This is a genomic window from Cryobacterium aureum (genome assembly GCF_002954245.1).
Classification (GTDB): domain Bacteria; phylum Actinomycetota; class Actinomycetes; order Actinomycetales; family Microbacteriaceae; genus Cryobacterium; species Cryobacterium aureum.
In genome coordinates this window covers 83,784-101,892 of the sequence record NZ_PPTG01000009.1, presented here as the reverse complement: position 1 = coordinate 101,892, position 18,109 = coordinate 83,784, and the positions used below count along the sequence as shown (strand labels likewise).

The 18,109-nt window shown below is 66.0% G+C and carries 17 protein-coding genes; 16 read left to right on the top strand and 1 reads right to left on the bottom strand.

Annotated features, from left to right (window positions below; all coding sequences use genetic code 11):
* Positions 1–12: 12 nt before the first annotated feature.
* The 8 genes from CJ028_RS03450 (at position 13) to murC (ending at position 11,374) form a co-directional block, all read left to right on the top strand.
* Entirely contained in the window at positions 13–1,830 is a 1,818-nt protein-coding gene (locus tag CJ028_RS03450) for a peptidoglycan D,D-transpeptidase FtsI family protein (RefSeq protein ID WP_105033885.1), read from the top strand.
* A gap of 15 nt (positions 1,831–1,845) precedes the next feature.
* A complete protein-coding gene (locus tag CJ028_RS03445) occupies positions 1,846–3,390 on the top strand; it encodes a Mur ligase family protein (RefSeq protein WP_105033884.1) in 1,545 nt (514 codons plus the stop codon).
* Positions 3,391–4,800 (top strand): UDP-N-acetylmuramoyl-tripeptide--D-alanyl-D-alanine ligase, encoded by a 1,410-nt coding sequence (locus CJ028_RS03440; RefSeq protein WP_105033883.1) that lies wholly within the window; start codon positions 3,391–3,393, stop codon positions 4,798–4,800.
* Positions 4,797–5,888, top strand: coding sequence for a phospho-N-acetylmuramoyl-pentapeptide-transferase (mraY, locus tag CJ028_RS03435; RefSeq protein WP_105033882.1), 1,092 nt, complete (start codon positions 4,797–4,799; stop codon positions 5,886–5,888). The genes CJ028_RS03440 and mraY overlap by 4 nt, the downstream gene beginning before the upstream one ends.
* Complete coding sequence (gene murD, locus CJ028_RS03430) at positions 5,888–7,390, top strand: UDP-N-acetylmuramoyl-L-alanine--D-glutamate ligase (protein WP_240607068.1); 1,503 nt, start codon at positions 5,888–5,890, stop codon at positions 7,388–7,390. Before mraY ends, murD begins: the two co-directional genes overlap by 1 nt.
* Before the next feature lie 209 nt (positions 7,391–7,599).
* Entirely contained in the window at positions 7,600–8,808 is a 1,209-nt protein-coding gene (gene ftsW / locus CJ028_RS03425; protein WP_240607067.1) for a putative lipid II flippase FtsW, read from the top strand.
* Complete coding sequence (locus CJ028_RS03420) at positions 8,805–9,878, top strand: UDP-N-acetylglucosamine--N-acetylmuramyl-(pentapeptide) pyrophosphoryl-undecaprenol N-acetylglucosamine transferase (RefSeq protein ID WP_105033880.1); 1,074 nt, start codon at positions 8,805–8,807, stop codon at positions 9,876–9,878. Before ftsW ends, CJ028_RS03420 begins: the two co-directional genes overlap by 4 nt.
* 74 nt (positions 9,879–9,952) lie before the next feature.
* The gene (gene murC, locus CJ028_RS03415) at positions 9,953–11,374 is read left to right on the top strand and encodes a UDP-N-acetylmuramate--L-alanine ligase (RefSeq protein ID WP_105033879.1); all 1,422 of its coding nucleotides are present in this window, start codon (positions 9,953–9,955) and stop codon (positions 11,372–11,374) included.
* Here the strand turns inward: murC and CJ028_RS03410 are convergent.
* Positions 11,345–11,956 carry a hypothetical protein gene (locus tag CJ028_RS03410; RefSeq protein ID WP_129590368.1) on the bottom strand — a complete coding sequence of 204 codons (612 nt, stop codon included), beginning with the start codon at positions 11,954–11,956 and terminating at the stop codon, positions 11,345–11,347. The two genes, murC and CJ028_RS03410, sit on opposite strands and share 30 nt — an antisense overlap.
* Between CJ028_RS03410 and CJ028_RS03405 the strand changes: the two genes are divergently transcribed.
* From CJ028_RS03405 to CJ028_RS03370, 8 genes are all read left to right on the top strand, one after another.
* Positions 11,943–12,641, top strand: coding sequence for a cell division protein FtsQ/DivIB (locus CJ028_RS03405; protein WP_129590367.1), 699 nt, complete (start codon positions 11,943–11,945; stop codon positions 12,639–12,641). The two genes, CJ028_RS03410 and CJ028_RS03405, sit on opposite strands and share 14 nt — an antisense overlap.
* 150 nt (positions 12,642–12,791) lie before the next feature.
* Positions 12,792–14,003 (top strand): cell division protein FtsZ, encoded by a 1,212-nt coding sequence (ftsZ, locus tag CJ028_RS03400; protein ID WP_105033876.1) that lies wholly within the window; start codon positions 12,792–12,794, stop codon positions 14,001–14,003.
* Between the two features lie 90 nt (positions 14,004–14,093).
* On the top strand, positions 14,094–14,813 hold the full coding sequence (locus CJ028_RS03395) for a YggS family pyridoxal phosphate-dependent enzyme (protein ID WP_240607066.1): 720 nt from the start codon (positions 14,094–14,096) through the stop codon (positions 14,811–14,813).
* Positions 14,814–14,848: 35 nt separating this feature from the next.
* Entirely contained in the window at positions 14,849–15,382 is a 534-nt protein-coding gene (locus CJ028_RS03390; RefSeq protein WP_105033875.1) for a cell division protein SepF, read from the top strand.
* A gap of 8 nt (positions 15,383–15,390) precedes the next feature.
* Positions 15,391–15,693 (top strand): YggT family protein, encoded by a 303-nt coding sequence (locus CJ028_RS03385; RefSeq protein ID WP_174776441.1) that lies wholly within the window; start codon positions 15,391–15,393, stop codon positions 15,691–15,693.
* Positions 15,694–15,841: 148 nt separating this feature from the next.
* Positions 15,842–16,459 (top strand): DivIVA domain-containing protein, encoded by a 618-nt coding sequence (locus CJ028_RS03380; RefSeq protein WP_105033874.1) that lies wholly within the window; start codon positions 15,842–15,844, stop codon positions 16,457–16,459.
* A complete protein-coding gene (gene lspA, locus CJ028_RS03375; protein ID WP_105033873.1) occupies positions 16,449–17,081 on the top strand; it encodes a signal peptidase II in 633 nt (210 codons plus the stop codon). The genes CJ028_RS03380 and lspA overlap by 11 nt, the downstream gene beginning before the upstream one ends.
* Positions 17,078–18,028: an RluA family pseudouridine synthase gene (locus tag CJ028_RS03370; protein WP_240607065.1), complete on the top strand. Its 951-nt coding sequence runs from the start codon at positions 17,078–17,080 to the stop codon at positions 18,026–18,028. Before lspA ends, CJ028_RS03370 begins: the two co-directional genes overlap by 4 nt.
* The last annotated feature ends 81 nt before the right edge of the window (positions 18,029–18,109 follow it).

Below are 18,109 nucleotides of genomic sequence, written 5' to 3'. Positions count from 1 at the left end.
CATGATGGGCAGATGAGCGTGCGCAATACCCGAAGAAGTAGTGCCCGAAGCAACCCGACCCATTCGCGGTCCAGCCGTCGTCGTACCTTTGTCACCATCCTCGTGCTGTTCGCAGTGATTGCCGTGTTCCTGGTGCGGCTGGTCGATATCCAGGTCGTGCAGGCCGATTCGCTCACCAAGGACTCCGTGGGCAACCGCTCGGTCGGCCAGGTCGTCTACGGTTCCCGCGGCGAGATCCTCGACACCAACGGTGTCGTGCTGGCCGGAACGGTCATGCGTTACAACATCACCATGTCGCCCGTGAACGCGACGCCCTTCGATCGAACCGTCGACGGTAAGGAGGTCGAAATCTCGGTGGCCGACGCCGCCGCCGAAATCGGTGCCGCCACCGGCCAGACCGGCGACGCCATTCTGCTGACCATCTCCACCGCCCTTCAGGCAAATGCCGAGGCCAATTTCGCCTACATCGCCCAGAAAGTCGATGTCGATGTGCTGCGTGCCGTGCAGGAGCTGCACATTCCCTGGACCTACTCCGAGAACAGCCCCAGTCGGGTCTACCCGAACGGCGCCGTCGCCGGCAATATGCTCGGCTATCTCTCGGGAGAGGGCGTGCCGCAGGCCGGCCTCGAATCCGGGGAGGACGCCTGCCTGGCCTCCACCAACGGTAAGGAAACCTACGAAAAGGGCGCCGACGGCGTGCGGATCCCAGGCAGCAGCGTCACGAGCGCCGCCGCCGTCGACGGCGGTGACGTCGTCACCACCATCGACTCCGACCTGGAATGGTTCGTGCAGCAGACCCTCGCGGCGCGAGCGCAGGAAACCGGAGCGGCCTGGGCTAGTGCTGTCGTGCAGGACGCCAAGACCGGCAAGCTCCTCGCCGTTGCCGACTACCCCTCGGTCGACCCGAACAACGTCGGCGGCACCGAGAACCCCGAAGACCGCGGCTCCCGCGCCTTCACCCAATCCTTCGAACCCGGCTCGACCTTCAAAGCGCTGACCGCGGCATCCGTTCTCGATTCCGGCGTCGCCACCCTGGAGACCGGAATCGTCGCGCCGTACCGGTACCTGCCGGCCAACGGCGCCAACATCAATGACAGCCACGCGCACCCGGACCAGCACATGACCATGACCGGCGTGCTGATCGATTCGAGCAACACCGGCATGTCCAAGTTCGGTGAGAAACTCACCGATCAGCAGCGCTACGACTACATGAGGGCGTTTGGCGTTGGCACCCCGACCGAAACCGGCTTTCCGCGCGAAGACGGCGGAATCCTGCACCCGGTCGATGAGTGGGACAACCAGACCAGCTACGCGACCATGTTCGGACAGGGCCTGACCACGACCGCGCTGCAGGTCGCGAGCATCTACCAGACCATCGCCAATGACGGCGTTCGCATGCCGGTGCAGCTGGTCGAGGGCTGCCGGCAGGCCGACGGAACCATGACCAACGTGCCAGATGCCACCGGCACCCGGGTACTGTCCGAGACGGCGGCGAACGAAACCAGCGACGTGCTCGAGATGGTGTACCAGAAGAGCTGGGTGGCGAGCAAGTGGAACATTCCGGGCTATCGCGTCGCCGCCAAGACCGGTACCGCACAGATGCCGGACGGCAAGGGCGGGTACTCCGACGGGTATCTCGTGTCGGTGTCGGGCTTCGCACCGGCCGACGATCCGCAGTATGTCGTCTCGGTCAGCATCGCCGACCCTGTTAAACTGAACACGTCAGCGGCACCGGCTCCGGTCTTCCAGGAGATCATGAGCCAGGTGTTGAAAAAGTACCGGGCAGTTCCCTCCGGCGCGAGCGCGCCTGACCTCCCTTCCACCTGGTAAGAAAGCGAGCCCTGCGTGTCTGAATTGGCGCCGTCGGCTCTCCGTCCCGAGCACCCCGTACCACGGTCGTTGTCGGGATTGGTTGCCGAATTTGATCTGGAACTACGTGGAGACATCGACGGTCTCGAAGTCACCGGAGTGAGCCTGAGCTCGCGCACGGTGCAACCGGGCGACCTCTACGTCGGCGTTCCCGGAGCGCACCTGCACGGCGCCACCTTCGCCGCGGCGGCAGCCGAAGCGGGGGCCGTGGCCATCCTGACCGACGAGGCCGGAGCGCTGCTCGCTGCGGCCAGCGGTCTGCCGGTCTTGCTGACACCGGATGCCCGTGCCGCGCTCGGCGCCGTTGCCGCCTGGATCTACCGCACCGACGACAACCCGGCGACCCTGTTCGCCGTCACCGGCACCAACGGCAAGACCAGCGTCGTCTACCTGCTGTTCGGTATTCTGAACCAACTCGGCGTCGTTTCCGGGCTCACCTCAACAGCTGAGCGTCGCATCGGCGATCTCGCCGTCACGAGTTCCCTGACCACGCCAGAGGCCAGCGAACTGCACGCCCTGTTGGCCCGTATGAATGAGGCCGAGGTACGCGCCGTCGGCATCGAAGTCTCGGCGCAGGCCCTCAGCCGCTACCGGGTTGACGGCCTGGTCTTCGACGTCGCTGCGTTCACCAACCTCAGCCACGACCACCTCGACGACTATCCGTCGATGGATGACTACTTCCAGGCCAAGCTCGAGCTGTTCCAACCCGACCGCTCGCACCGCGGAGTGATCACGGTCGACACCGACTGGGGACGTCGCCTCGCCGATGAATGCCGCATCCCGGTGACGACAATAAGCAACCGGGCCGACGTGGACGCCGACTGGCATATGACCGTGGTCGGCGAAACCGCCACGCACACCGACTTCGTGCTCGAAGGCCACGGCGGGCGTCGCCTGCACACCCGGGTGCCGCTGCTCGGCTGGTACATGGCCGCCAACGCCGCCCTGGCCATCGTCATGCTGGTAGAGAGCGGATTCGACCTCGGCGCGATCCAACACACGCTGAACCGTGACGGCGGCATCGTCGCTTTCATCCCCGGGCGTGCAGAGCGCATTTCCGGCGACCGGGGCCCCCTCGTCTACATCGACTACGGTCACAGTCCCGATGCGTTCCTGAATACGCTCGCGGCGCTGCGCAAATTCACCCCAGGCAAACTGATTATGCTATTCGGCGCCGACGGTGACCGCGACACCACGAAACGCGCCGATATGGGTCGGATCGCCGCCCAGGGCAGCGATATCGTGGTCGTGACCGACTTTCACCCGCGGTTTGAAGACGCCGCGAGCATCCGGGCCGTCCTGCTGCAAGCAGCGCGCGAAGCCGTGCCAGACGGCGAGTTCTACGAGGTGGCCAACCCCCGTGCGGCATTCCGCACGGCGTTGTCACTCGCACACGAAGGAGACACCATTCTGTACGCCGGCCCAGGCCACGAGGACTACCACGAGGTACAAGGCGTGAAACTGCCGTATTCGGCCAGGGACGATTCTCGCCAGGCGCTGCGCGACGCTGGGTGGCTGTAAATGATCGCCCTCTCCCTGGCCGATATCAGCCAGGCCGTCGACGGTGCATTGCACCTGTCCGGACCGGCCACGGCCGCCGACCTGATCGACGCATCGGTGCAGACCGACTCCCGCCTGATCGAACCCGGCTCCATCTTCGTGGCCAAGCCCGGTGCCGTCACCGACGGGCACCTCTTCGCTCCGGCGGCCGCCGCACAGGGTGCCGCAGTGCTGATCGTTGAGCGGCGGCTTGACCTGCCGGTCAGCCAGATCGTCGTCGCTGACGCCGTCGCCGCTCTCGGCGCCCTCGCGTCCACGGTCGTCGCCCGAGTGCGCGCTGACGGAGCGCTCAAGGTCGTGGCGGTTACGGGTTCCAACGGCAAGACCACCACCAAGAACCTGCTGCGCAGCATGCTCGAACGGGTCGGCCCGACCGTCGCCCCGCGCGGCTCCTTCAACAACCAGGTCGGCGCGCCGATGACGATGCTCGAGGTGACCGCCGATACCCGGTTTCTGGTGATCGAGATGGGTGCCAGCAGCGAGGGTGCCATTGCTCACCTTGTGCGCCTGGCCCGCCCCGACGTGGGTATTGTGCTGACCATCGGCCTCGCCCACGCCGGCGAGTTCGGCGACCTCGACGCCACCGTGCGCGCCAAATCCGAGATGGTCACCCACCTTCTTCCAACGGATGTCGCGGTGCTGAACGCCGACGACCCGCGCGTCGCGCAGATGGCCGGGGTGACCCCCGCCCGCGTCGTTCGCTTCGGTGAATATGGCCAGGTGGACGTGCGCGCGAGCGACCTGCATTCCGGTCGCACCGGAACCACTTTCACCCTGCACCTGGCGAGCGGGCAGAGCGCCCCGGTCGCCTTCCCGGTGCTCGGTGAACACCATGTCATGAACGCCCTCGCTGCGGCCGCGGCTGCGGAGGTGCTCGGCGTGTCGCTGAGCGACATCGTCACCGCTCTCGAGGCCACCACCAGGGCCGAACGCTGGCGCATGGAGGTGCTCGGCGGCAAGGACGACGTCACCGTCATCAACGACGCCTACAACGCGAGCCCCGACTCGATGAGCGCAGCGCTCAAGACGCTCGCCCAGATTGGCATTCCCGGACGCCGCACGATCGCGGTGCTCGGAGAGATGGCCGAACTCGGTGAACTCGCCGGTGAGGAGCACGATCGCATCGGACTGCTCGCCGTGCGCCTGAACATCTCCCAGATGATCGTGGTCGGACCTGCCGCCCGCCGCATGCACATCAGCACCATCAACGAGGGATCGTGGGACGGCGAGTCGGCGTATGTCGACACGCCGGACGAAGCCTTCGAACTCGTGCGCACCAGCGTGAATCCGGGGGACACCGTGCTCGTGAAGTCATCCAATTCCGCAGGTCTGCGATTCCTCGGCGATCGACTGGGAGACTTGTTCTCGTGAGAGTCCTTCTGCTGTCCGGAGCGTTTTCGCTCGCGTTCACCCTGTTTCTGACCCCGCTGTTCATTCGATTGTTCAAGAAGTTCGGCTGGGGCCAGTTCATTCGCGACGACGGCCCCAAGAGCCACCACGCCAAGCGCGGCACAGCCACCATGGGTGGCATCATCATTATTCTGGGCGTATTGATCAGCTATTTTGCTGCCATGCTGATCGAACAGCGACCATTCACCCCGTCACCGTTGCTCGTTCTGTTCATGATGGTGGGCCTCGGCCTGGTCGGATTTCTCGACGATTTTCTAAAGACCCGCAACCAGCGCAGCCTCGGGCTCGGCGGCTGGTCCAAGGTGCTCGGGCAGGTCATCGTGGCCGGCGCCTTCGGTGTGCTTTCTCTGCAATTCGTCGACCGTAACGGCCAGACTCCCGCCTCGACCAGCATCTCGTTCATTCGCGACCTGCCGCTGGACTTCATGAAACTGGGCACGTTCATCGGCATCGCCGTGTTCCTGCTCTGGATCTGCCTGATCGTGGCCGCGACCTCGAACGGTGTCAACGTCGCCGACGGCCTCGATGGCCTCGCCACCGGGGCATCCATTTTCGCCATTGGGTCTTTTGTGGTGATCGGCTTCTGGCAGTCCAACCAGAGCTGCTTCGGGGGAGCGGATGCCACTGACCAGTACAAGTGTTACCTCGGGCCTGACTCCTTCGACCTCGCCATCGTTTCGGCGACCATCGTCGGCGGCCTGATCGGGTTTCTCTGGTGGAACACCTCACCGGCCAAGATCTTCCTCGGCGACACCGGCTCGCTCGCCCTCGGCGGCGCCCTGGCCGCCCTCGCCATTCTCAGCCGCACCGAACTGCTCCTCGTTCTCATCGGCGGCCTGTTCGTGATGGAAGCCGGATCGGTGATCGTGCAGCGTGCCTACTTCAAAATCACCCATGGAAAACGCATCTTCCTGATGAGTCCGATCCACCACCATTTCGAACTGAAAGGCTGGGCCGAAGTCACGGTGGTCGTGCGGTTCTGGATCATCGGCGGCCTGCTCGTCGCCGCCGGCGTGGGCTCGTTCTACCTCGAGTGGCTGTCGCGCTAGTGAGTAGCGACGCTGATCGCCTGAACGAACTCACCAGCTGGCACGCCGACTGGAAAGGCCTGCGCGTGGCCGTGCTCGGCCTCGGTGTGACCGGTTTCGCCGCCGCCGACACCCTCGCCGAGCTCGGCGTCGACGTACTCGTGCTGGCCTCGCCCGGACCCGACGAACGATTCGACCTGCTCACGGTGCTCGGTGTTCCCTTCGTACAGGCGGACCTGCGCGAGGTACCGGCGGAACTCGCGGCACAGCATCCGCAATTGATCATCGTCTCGCCCGGCTTCCACCCAGATCACCCCCTGCTGGCCTGGGCCCACGAAAACGGCGTGCCGGTCTGGGGCGACATTGAGCTGGCCTGGCGGCTGCGCGACAAGGTCGGCTCGCCGGCCGAGTGGATGCTCGTGACCGGCACCAACGGCAAAACCACCACCGTGCAGCTCACCGCTACCATGCTCGCTGCCCACGGCAGCCGCGTCGCCCCCTGCGGCAATATCGGTGTGCCGGTGCTCGACGCCATTCGCGATCCCGCCGGTTGGGACGTGCTCGTCGTTGAACTCTCGAGCTACCAGCTGCACCACCTGCCGCAGAGCGGTCCGGGCGCCCTGGCGCCGTGGGCCAGCCTCTGCCTGAACGTGGCCGACGACCACCTGGACTGGCACGGCTCGGCCGAGGCGTATCGCGCCGCCAAGGCCAAGGTCTACCTGAACACCGCGGTCGCCTGCGTCTACAACACAGCGGATGCCGCGACCCTCGCCATGGTGCAGGACGCCGACGTGCAGGACGGCGCCCGTGCCATCGGATTCGGGCTCGGCGTGCCCGGACCAAGCGAATTGGGCATCGTCGACGGTATCGTCTGCGACCGCGCGTTCCTCGAGGACCGGTTCGAACGTGCCCTGGAACTGACCACAGTGCCGCACCTGGTCGAGGCCGGCCTCGGCGCCCCGCACGTGATCATGGACGTGCTGGCCGCGAGCGCCCTCGCCCGGTCGTACGGCGTGGCGCCAGCGACCATTCACACGGCACTGGAAACCTTCCACCTCGACGCCCACCGCATTGAAACGGTCGCCATCGGCGACGGCGTGGAGTGGGTCGACGATTCCAAGGCCACCAACCCGCACGCCGCCGATGCCTCCCTGGCCGCGTACGAGTCGGTGGTTTGGCTGGTGGGCGGGCTGCTCAAGGGCGTGGATATCGACCAGCTCGTGCAAAAGCACGTCGGCCGGTTGCGCGGCGCGATCATCATCGGCGTCGATCGCCTGGCATTACGCCAGGCATTCGCGCGACACGCCCCCGACCTGACCGTGTTCGAGATCGACCCAGACGACACTGTATCGAACGGCACCGAACTAGTGATGACGCGGGCGGTGCGGCTGGCCGCCGAACTCGCTCGCGCGGGTGACACGGTGCTGCTGGCACCGGCCGCCGCATCGATGGACCAATTCGAGAGCTATGCCGAACGCGGCCGGCTCTTCAATCAGGCAGTACACGACTTTTTGGGCAGGTGACGCGGATGGTACAGGTGCCGCGCAACCCCGCCTCCCGCACCCGGCCGACCACGCAGGCGCAGCGCATGTCCCCGGAGCCAGTTTCCGATTCACGGCCTGCCTCCGGTACCCGATCCGGGTCCGGACCACGATCCGGCGCCGGTTCACGACCCGCGTCCGGTCTCCGTGCCGCTGCGGGGCGGACGTCGCGGGCACCCGAGAAGGCGACGGTGGCAGACGAGCCGAGCGGGCCCCAGGTTCGAATCAACCTCGGGCGGGTATTCAAGTCTGAGGGCGGTAACTACTTTCTGCTGCTCGGCACCACCCTGTTCCTGGTCATCTTCGGCCTCGTCATGGTGCTGTCCTCGTCGTCGGTGGACTCCTTTCTGGCCGACATGGGCTTCTTCGGCGGATTGCTGCGGCAGGGCATGTTCGCGCTGATCGGTATTCCGCTCATGCTCGTGGTCAGCCGCCTGCCGCTCGCCTTTTGGCGGCGCGTGGCCTGGCCGTCGCTGCTGATCACCTGTTTTCTGCAGTTTCTGGTCGTGGCGACCGGGCTCGGCCGCGGCACCGGCGGTAACACCAACTGGCTGAACATCTTCGGGATCCAGTTCCAGCCGTCCGAGGGCATCAAGGTGGCCCTGGTCATCTGGCTTGGGGTGATCCTGTCGAAGAAGCAGCACCAGCTCGACGACTGGAAGCACGTATTCATCCCGGTGTTCGGCGTCGGCGGCAGCGCGGTGCTGCTGGTCATGATCGGCGGTGATCTCGGCACGGTGATGATCATGGCCGGCATCCTGTTCGGCGCCCTGTTCTTTGCCGGCGTCAAACTGCGCCTGCTCGCCGTGCCGCTGCTGGTCGGCGTTGGCGCAGCGGTCGTGCTGGCCATCGCGAGCCCCAATCGGCTGACTCGCATCACGAGCTTTCTCAACGAGGGCTGCACCGAACTGGTCGGGGAGATTTCCCAAAGCTGCTGGCAACCGCTGCACGGCACCTGGGCGCTGGCCAACGGCGGGGTCTTCGGGGTGGGCCTCGGCAACTCCAAAGCCAAATGGTCCTGGCTGCCGGCCGCCGACAACGACTACATCTTCGCCATCATCGGCGAAGAACTCGGCCTGATCGGCTGTGTCGTCGTGCTCGGCATGTTTATTCTGCTGGCCTTCGCCTTTTTGCGCATCATGCGCACGGCCACGACCGTGCAGGCCAAGGTCTCTACCGCCGCCGCCATGGTCTGGATCATCGGCCAGGCCTTCGTCAACATCGGCGTAGTGCTCGGAGTGTTCCCCGTGTTGGGCGTACCGCTGCCGCTGATCTCGGCCGGTGGCACCGCTCTGCTCACCACTCTGGTGGCGATCGGCATCGTGCTCTCTTTCGCGCGCGGCGACCGCTCGAGCGAACCCCAGAATGATTTCGACTCCATCGAGGCTGACCGGGCATGACCACGTACCTTTTAGCGGGCGGCGGAACCGCCGGCCACGTCAACCCCCTGCTCGCCGTCGCCGACCGCATCCGTCTTCTTGAAGCGGATGCCACGGTGCTGGTTCTCGGAACCGCTGAGGGTCTCGAGGCGCGCCTGGTGCCCGAGCGCGGCTACGAACTCATCGTCGTTCCCCGGGTGCCGTTTCCGCGCCGCCCGAATCGGGCCGCCCTGCGCTTTCTGCCGCGCTTCAACGCTGCCGTGCGAACGGTGACCGACGTCATCCGCTCGCGCCACGTGGATGTCGTCGTCGGGTTCGGCGGCTACGTGTCGACGCCGGCCTACCTCGCCGCCCGGCGTGCCGGGGTTTCGATCGTCATTCACGAGGCCAACGCCAGGCCCGGACTGGCCAATAAGCTCGGCGCCCGCCTGACCCGGCACGTCGGCGTCGCTTTCGCCGGCACAAAGATTCGGCACGCTCGGTTCGTGGGCATGCCGCTGCGTCCCGAAATCGAAGAACTCGACCGCGTGGCTGGCCGGCCAGAGGCGCTGGAGTACTTTGGCCTCGCCCCGGATCGCCCCGTGTTGCTCGTCACCGGCGGGTCGCTCGGAGCCCGCACACTGAATGCCGCGATGATCGCCTCGGCAGCCGCACTCGTCGCTGCGGGCTGGCAGGTGCTGCACATCACCGGGTCGAAGGCCGAGGTCACCGACCCCGAGCTGCCGGGCTACCACCTTCTCGCCTACTGCGACCGTATGGATCTCGCCCTCGCCGTGGCTGATTTCGCCGTGACCCGCGCGGGCGCTGCCACGGTGAGCGAACTGTGTGCGCTCGGCATTCCGGCCGTCTACGTGCCGTATGCGGTCGGCAACGGTGAACAGCGTTTCAACGCCGCGCCCGTGCTGGCAGCGGGAGGGGGCGTGTTGATCGCTGACGCGGACTTCGTTCCGGCCTTCGTTCAGGGCGAGCTGGTGACCCTGTTGGGTGACCGGGCGCGGCGGGGCAAGATGGCGCGGGGGGCGGCATCCGTTGGTGCGCGCGACGGAACCGCTCGGATGGTCGACCTGATTCACGAGGCGCTCACGACCTGAACGTCGGTCGGCACGCGTAACGTAGTGCCCGCACAAACTGTTTCATTAGCTTCAAACGAGAAGAGCGCACCACCGTGATCAAACCAGACCTCACTCTGACCATTCCCGACGACCTCGGACGTGTGCACTTCGTGGGCATCGGCGGATCCGGCATGAGCGGCATCGCACGCCTGTTCCTGAACCGGGGCTACACCGTCACGGGCTCCGACGCGAAGAACTCGCCCAACGTCGAGGCCCTGCGCGATCTCGGTGCGACCGTGTTCATCGGGCACGATGCGTCCAACGTTGGCGCCGCCGACACGCTCGTCGTCACCGGTGCCCTGTGGCAGGACAACCCCGAGTATGTGCTCGCGAACGAACGCGGCCTCCCGGTGCTGCACCGCGCGCAGGCCCTCGCCTGGCTCATTCGAGCGCACCGGCTCGTCTCGGTGGCCGGCGCGCACGGCAAGACGACCTCGACCGGCATGATCGTCACCGGGCTGCTCGGCCTCGGCACAGACCCGAGCTTCGTCAACGGCGGCGTGATCGAATCGCTCGGGGTCAGCTCCGCGAGCGGCGCCGACGACCTGTTCGTGGTCGAGGCCGACGAATCCGACGGCTCCTTTCTGCTGTACCACACGGCCGTTGCGCTGGTCACGAACGTCGACCCCGACCACCTCGACCACTACGGGTCGCTCGAAGCGTTCGAGGCGGCCTTCGTCGAGTTCAGCAGCAAGGCTTCAGAGTTGGTCGTCATCTCCTCCGATGACGTCGGCGCCGTGCGGGTCACGGCCGCCATCACCGCTGGACTCAGCGCAGCGGATGCCGCCGCCCGCGTGGTCACCTTCGGCGAGCACCCCGATTCCACCGTTCGCGTGCACTCCATCACTACCACCGGGCCGGTCAGCTTCAGTGTCTCCTGGCAGGGCCAGGATTACAGCGCCACCCTGCGCGTCCCAGGCAAGCACAACGCCATCAACGCGGCCGGCGCTTTCGCCGTTCTGGTCGGACTCGGCTTCGACCCGTCGGCCAGCCTGGACGCGATCGCTGGCTTCGGCGGCACCCAGCGCCGGTTCGAACTGCACGGCACCGTCGGCGGTGTCAGCGTCTATGACGACTACGCCCACCACCCGACCGAGGTAGCCGCCGCCCTTGCCGCGGCCCGCACCGTGGTCGGCGCGGGCCGCATCATCGCGGTGCACCAGCCGCACCTGTACAGCCGCACCCGCCTGTTCGCTCAGGAATTCGCCGAGACCCTCGAAAACTTCGCCGACCAGACCATCGTGCTCGGCGTCTACGGTGCCCGCGAAGACCCGGAGCCCGGCGTCACCGGCGCGCTCGTCTCCGAACGGTTCCGCGACCCGTCCCACGTGGCCTACGTGCCCGACTGGCAGGATGCTGCCGATTATCTCGCCAGCATCGCGCGTGACGGCGACTTCGTCGTGACGCTCGGCTGCGGCGATGTGAACCGCATCGTGCCCCAGCTGCTAGCCTCGCTCGAAAAAGTACGCGGATGAGGCGGCGGTGAGGCGGCCGGCCGGATTCGACCGACCGGCCAAGCCTGACAGGGCCCGCCCGGCCGCTGCGTCCCCGGCCGCTGCGTCCCCGGCCGCTCCGTCCTCGACCGCGAAATCGCAGCGCGCCAAGCCGACAGTGGAGGCACGGACAGAATCGGACGCCCCAACGCCCGCGACAACGCCGGCACCGGAGCCAGCGCGATCGGCGCAGAAGCGGGCTTCAGCGCCGCAGAAACGGCCGTCCGAGCCGACGAAGCCGAAGGCCACGCGGGGCGGCCTGGCCGCAGCGCTCACACGCGCGCCGAAACCGTTCGATCCCTCCGACACGACGACGGAACCGATCGTTCTGGCCGGGGGAGGGGCATCCGCTACGCCGAACACTGTCAAACCGACGCCGAGCACAGCGCCTGCTGGCAGAACCCCTGCCGCCTCTGCGCCCTCGTTGGCCCGGGCAAGCACGAAGTCAGGACCGGCCGAGGAGCCCTCCGGCGGCACGGCTGGCGCCCGCGCGGCCCGGTCGGTGCTGCGGGCGGCCCAGCGCGCCCGCAAACGCTTCGAACGCGCCGAGGTGCGACGGTTCACGGGGCGCACCCGGCGGCGGCGCACCGCGTGGATTGTCGGCGTCGGATCGATTCTGCTCGCCTTCGCGCTCATCATCGGAGCCGCCTACTCACCGCTGATGGCCCTGCGCACGATTGAGGTCGTCGGCACCAGCCGGATTCCGGCAGCGGACGTATCGGCGGCCCTCGCCGATCAGGTCGGTATTCCGCTGCCGCTCATCGACAGCGCCAGGGTCAAGGGCGAACTGTCCAAGTTCACGCTCATCCAGAGCTATGTCACAGAGAGTCGCCCGCCCGGCACGCTCGTGGTGCGCATCGTCGAGCGGGTGCCGGTGGGCGTGCTGACGGGCCCGACCGGATTCGACCTGGTCGATGCCGCCGGAGTCGTCATCGAGACGACGCCGGAACGCAGCGCAGGCTACCCTCTGATTGACGCGCCGGACGGCATCGACAGCGCCGGGTTCAAAGCGGCCGCCGCGGTGCTCGCCGTGCTGCCGGAAAGCATCCGGACCCAACTGGATTCGGTGACCGCCGTCACCACGGACGACGTGACCCTGAGCCTGCTCGGCGGCGAACGCGTGGTCTGGGGTAGTCCGGAGAAATCCGAGTACAAGGCGGTCGTGCTGGCGGCCTTGTTGGTGGGCCACCCGGCCGGCACGGTCAACGAGTACGACGTCTCGTCGCCTGACAGCGCCGTGCTGCGCTAGTTCGCGACGGATTCGGCGAGTTCTTCGCGACACGCGGGCGCGCCTCCCCATCCATGCGTCGCCCGCGCATACTTTCGTAAACAGGAATTGCATACTCAGCATAACTTTAAACTTCGACTAGAGGTTTAAGGTTCCACCCGGAGGCCGGACGTGTCAAACAATCAAAATTATCTAGCCGTCATCAAGGTTGTCGGCATCGGCGGTGGCGGCGTCAACGCCGTTAACCGCATGATCGAACTTGGCCTCCGCGGTGTCGAGTTCATCGCCATCAATACGGATGCCCAGGCTCTGCTCATGAGCGACGCCGACGTCAAGCTCGACGTTGGTCGTGACCTCACCCGTGGTCTCGGTGCCGGCGCTGACCCCGAGGTGGGTCGCCGCGCCGCCGAGGACCACGCCGAAGAGATCGAGGAAGCCCTCGCCGGGGCCGACATGGTCTTCGTCACCGCCGGCGAAGGTGGCGGTACCGGAACCGGTGGCGCCCCCGTCGTCGCCCGCATTGCCAAGTCGATCGGTGCCCTCACCATTGGTGTGGTCACCAAGCCGTTCGGCTTCGAGGGTAAGCGCCGCCAGGCCCAGGCCGAGACCGGCGTCGCCTCGCTCAAGAACGAGGTCGACACCCTCATCGTCGTGCCCAACGATCGCCTGCTCGAAATCAGTGACCGCGGCATCAGCATGCTCGAGGCCTTCGCGACCGCCGACCAGGTACTCCTGGCCGGCGTGCAGGGCATCACCGACCTGATCACCACCCCCGGCCTGATCAACCTCGACTTCGCCGACGTCAAGTCGGTCATGCAGGGCGCCGGCTCGGCCCTCATGGGAATCGGCTCGGCTCGCGGCGCCGACCGTGCCATCAAGGCGGCAGAATTGGCCGTGGCGTCACCCCTGCTCGAGGCCTCGATCGACGGCGCGCACGGCGTGCTCCTGTCGATCCAGGGCGGCTCCAACCTCGGTATTTTCGAGATCAACGACGCGGCCCGCCTCGTGCAGGAAGCCGTGCACCCCGAAGCCAACATCATCTTCGGTGCCGTCATCGACGACACCCTCGGTGACGAGGTGCGGGTCACCGTCATCGCCGCCGGTTTCGACGGCGGCGAGCCCGGCGCCAAGGCGGTCGAGGTCCGGCGTGCCGATCTCGTCGCCGCCGGCATCGCGGCCGGTGCCGGAACGGCTGCGGCCGGAGGGGCAGCATCCGCTGAAAGCGCCACCGGAACCCGTGCAACCGATTCGGGCAGCTACAGCGACGGCGAGCTCGCGGCCTCGGTCTGGGGCGGCTCTGATGCCGGCAACGGTGTGACCGTGGCCGACCCGGCCTTTGAAGAAGAGGCCGACGACCTCGACATCCCCGACTTCCTTAAATAGGGCGCGTTTGCAGTAGTCCCGGGCCGACGGCCAGAATGTCGACCCGGGGCGCACTGCATTAATCGCACGTAACGAACCGAGCAGCATGAAATGGCACTTCCTGACGCGGCGGCCGCCGAACCGGCATCGAGCATGACGCAACCGAGCGATCTGGCCTCCCGCCTGCAGACCGTGCGCGGCGGCGTCGCCGATGCCGCACGTGCGGCTGGCCGTGACCCGGCCGACATCACCACGATCGCTATCACCAAGTTTCACCCGGTCTCGCTGATCGAAGAGCTCTACGCTCTAGGCGTTCGCAACCTGGGGGAGAACCGGCACCAGGAGGCACAGGCCAAGGCCGCAGAGCTCGCCGGCCAAGACCTCGTCTGGCACTTCGTCGGTCAAATTCAGGGCAAAAAGGCGCGCCAGGTGCGGGCCTACGCCAACGTCATCCACTCGATTGATCGAGAGTCCCTCGTGACCGCGCTGGGCTCGGAAGATTCTAGCGTCGACTGTTTTATTCAGGTGAATCTCACGGATGACGCGGCTCGCGGCGGCGTGGATCCCGCCAACCTGACGGCCCTCGTTGACAACGTTCTGGCCACGCCAGGACTGCGCCTGCTCGGCCTGATGGCCGTGGCGCCACTCGGCGTTGAACCGCGCCGAGCCTTCGCCCACGTGCGCGAGCTCAGCGAGCGGTTGCGCGGCCAGGCGCCGGCAGCCACTGCTTTGTCCATGGGCATGAGCCAGGACTACGCGGCGGCGGTGCTCGAAGGGGCGACACACCTAAGAATTGGCACGGCAATCACCGGCAATCGCCCGGTGCTCTAATAATCTCGAAGTAGCAAACCAACACGGAGGTCGACATGTCCAACCCGCTCAAGAAAACCATGGTCTACCTGGGTCTGGCAGACGAAGAGCTGGAGTACCAGGCACCCGCCGGTACCTCCAACAACGGTCCGTCGAACAACGGCGCCACGAACCATGTCAGTGCCGTTCCCGCACGCGGACACGACACTGCGCCGCACTCCAACGCGGCCCAGAACTCTGCCGGTCGTGCACCGGTGACCCCCCTGCGTAAGACTTCGACCCCCCAGAATGTGGCTGCGTCTGAAATGAATGAGATTCTCACGGTTCACCCCCGCGCCTACAAGGACGCCCAGGCCATCGCCGAATCCTTCCGCGAAGGAATTCCGGTCATCATCAACTTGTCGCAGATGAGCGACGGCGATGCACGCCGCCTCATCGACTTCGCCAGCGGCCTGTCACAGGGCTTGTACGGCAAGATCGAGCGCGTCACCGCCAAGGTCTTTCTCTTGTCGCCGTCCCACGTTGTCGTTTCCGGCGACAGCACCACCGAAGAGGGCGCTGAAGACAGCTCCTTCTTCGCGCAAGGCTAGACTTAAGTGTGACTGGTCTATCAATTCTGGGGAATCTTCTCTATTTCGTGTTCTTCATGTACTTCCTCGTGCTTTGGGGCCGATTCATCATTGACCTCGTGCGCGGTGTCAACCGGGCCTGGCGACCGCAAGGCTTCCTGCTCGTGCTGGTCGAACTCGTCTACACGCTGACCGATCCGCCGGTACGTTTCTTCCGTCGCCTGGTCCCGCCGCTTCGCATCGGGCCCATCGCTTTGGATTTCGGCTTCACGTTGACGATGCTTTGCTGCATCGTCGGCATGACCGTGGCAGGAATAATACAACGCGCCTAGTGAGGCATGTATCCTTGTCGGATGACTGGTTCGCCGTGAGCCCGTACTCGCTCGTCGGCAGCCCGTAGTCAATAAAATACTTGAGCCGCTCATCGGCTCGAGTCAGTCAAATGTTCACAATAAATACAAGTTTTGAGGGTGGAAAGCCATGGCGCTAACTCCGGAAGATGTAGTCAACAAAAGGTTCCAGTCGACCAAGTTTCGTGAGGGATACGACCAGGACGAGGTCGATGACTTTCTCGACGAGGTCGTCGTCGAACTGCGTCGCCTGACCAAGGAGAACGAGGAACTGCGCGGTCAGGTCGGCTCTGACGCTGCCCCGGCAGCCGAGTCTGCTCCGGTCGCCGCCGTCGTTGCAGAGCCCGTCGTCGTCGAACCCGTGGCCGCTCCGGTTGCCGCTGCCGCACCGATCGACGAGACGGCCGGCACGACCAACCTGCTGCAGCTGGCTCGGCGCCTGCACGAAGAGCACGTCAAGGAGGGCGCTGAGAAGCGCGACGCCCTGATCGCCGAAGGCCACGCCACCGCAGCACGCGTTATCGCCGAAGCCGAGACCCAGCAGCGCGTTCAGCTGCAGAAGCTCGACCAAGAGCGCTCAACGCTCGAAGTCAAAATCGATGAGTTGCGCACCTTCGAGCGCGAGTACCGTCTGAAGCTCAAGAGCTACATCGAGGGTCAACTGCACGACCTCGACGCGACCTCGGTCGGCTCCACGGCCGACGCCGGCAACGCGCCGAAGCCCAGCTTCCAGGGCTTTGGAGCCTAGGGCCCGAACGAAGAAGCGTTCGCGAGCGCTTATCGTTCTAGCCCTCGTCGCGCTCGGCGTTTACGCCCTCGATCAAGTCAGCAAGTACCTCGTCGTTGCTTCGATGACCGAGGGTTCCGTGATCCGGGTTCTGAATGATGTGCTGCAACTGCACTTCGTTCGGAACCCGGGTGCGGCGTTCTCCCTCGCGAGCGGCTCCACCTGGATCTTCTCGATCATCGCCGCCGCCGTTGTGGTTTTCATCGCCTGGTTTGCCCGGCGCATCCACTCATTCGCCTGGGGTCTCGTCTTCGGACTGCTGCTCGGCGGAGTGCTGGGCAATCTGACCGATCGGCTGCTGCGCGAACCCGGCTTCGGGGTCGGGCACGTCGTCGACTTTATCTCCACACCGTGGCTGCTTCCGGCGATCTACAACGTCGCCGATATGGCCATCGTGAGCAGCATGGTGATCTTCATGATCCTGACCATTCGCGGCATCGGCCTCGACGGAAACAAGGTCGTGGCCGTTGGCAAGACCGCCACTTCAACACTGAAACAAACGGATGCTGTGACCCCCGATACCACCCCCAGCGACACCGTTGCCCCCACCCGCGAACGGCCGGCCCCCGAGGTCCGGCCGTGACCGGCTCCCCGGGGCTGTCCAACTCCCCGGAGCGGCGATCGTTGCCCCTGCCGGACGGCCTGGAAGGCGTGCGCGTCGACGCCGGCTTGGCCAAGCTGTTCGGGTTCTCACGCAGCTTCGCCGCCGAGGTGTCTGAGGCCGGCGGCGTCGTGCTCGACGGAACGGTGGTGGGCAAGTCCGACCGTTTGCGGGCCGGCAGCTGGATCGAGGTGACGTGGCAGCCCAAGCAGCCCCTGCGCATTATCCCCATCGCCGTTCCCGACCTCACCGTCGTGCACGACGATGAGAGCATCATCGTCATCAACAAGCCGGCCGGTGTGGCCGCGCATGCGAGCGTCGGCTGGACCGGACCGACCGTTCCCGGCGCCCTCTTGGCCGCGGGCTTCCGCATCGCGACCTCCGGTGCCGCCGAACGGGCCGGCATCGTGCACCGCCTCGACGTGGGCACGAGCGGTCTCATGGTCGTCGCCAAATCGGAGACGGCCTATGTCGCACTCAAGAAGGCGTTCCACGACCGCGAGGTCGAGAAGATTTACCACACGGTCGTGCAGGGCCACCCCGATCCGCTCACTGGCACCATCGACGCTCCGATCGGCCGCCACCCGCGGTCGGACTGGAAGTTCGCGGTCATGGCCGACGGCAAGCCTTCTATCACCCACTACGAGACGCTGGAAGCCTTCCCATACGGTTCCCTGCTCGAGGTGCACCTGGAGACCGGGCGCACCCACCAGATCCGCGTACACATGACCGCCCAACGGCATCCCTGCGTCGGCGACGCCATGTATGGCGCCGATCCGTCGATCACCGCCCGGCTCGGACTGACCCGCCAGTGGCTGCACGCCACACAGCTGGCATTCACCCACCCGGACAGTCACGAGTGGGTCACCTACAACGCCGACTACCCGGCCGACCTCACGCATGCCCTCGCGGTGCTGCGCGGAGACTGACCGAGGCCGACTCGTCCCTTACCGTTTCACCAACTCGTCGGAGTCCTTGTGAGTAACCCGGTCAGTGCCACTGACAATTTC

Bases quoted from the DNA above. Each gene is read 5' to 3' on its own strand.
- CJ028_RS03450 (WP_105033885.1), top strand. From the start codon at position 13: ATGAGCGTGCGCAATACCCGAAGAAGTAGTGCCCGAAGCAACCCGACC.
- CJ028_RS03440 (WP_105033883.1), top strand. From the start codon at position 3,391: ATGATCGCCCTCTCCCTGGCCGATATCAGCCAGGCCGTCGACGGTGCA.
- CJ028_RS03420 (WP_105033880.1), top strand. From the start codon at position 8,805: ATGACCACGTACCTTTTAGCGGGCGGCGGAACCGCCGGCCACGTCAAC.
- CJ028_RS03395 (WP_240607066.1), top strand. From the start codon at position 14,094: ATGGCACTTCCTGACGCGGCGGCCGCCGAACCGGCATCGAGCATGACG.
- CJ028_RS03390 (WP_105033875.1), top strand. From the start codon at position 14,849: ATGTCCAACCCGCTCAAGAAAACCATGGTCTACCTGGGTCTGGCAGAC.
- CJ028_RS03380 (WP_105033874.1), top strand. From the start codon at position 15,842: ATGGCGCTAACTCCGGAAGATGTAGTCAACAAAAGGTTCCAGTCGACC.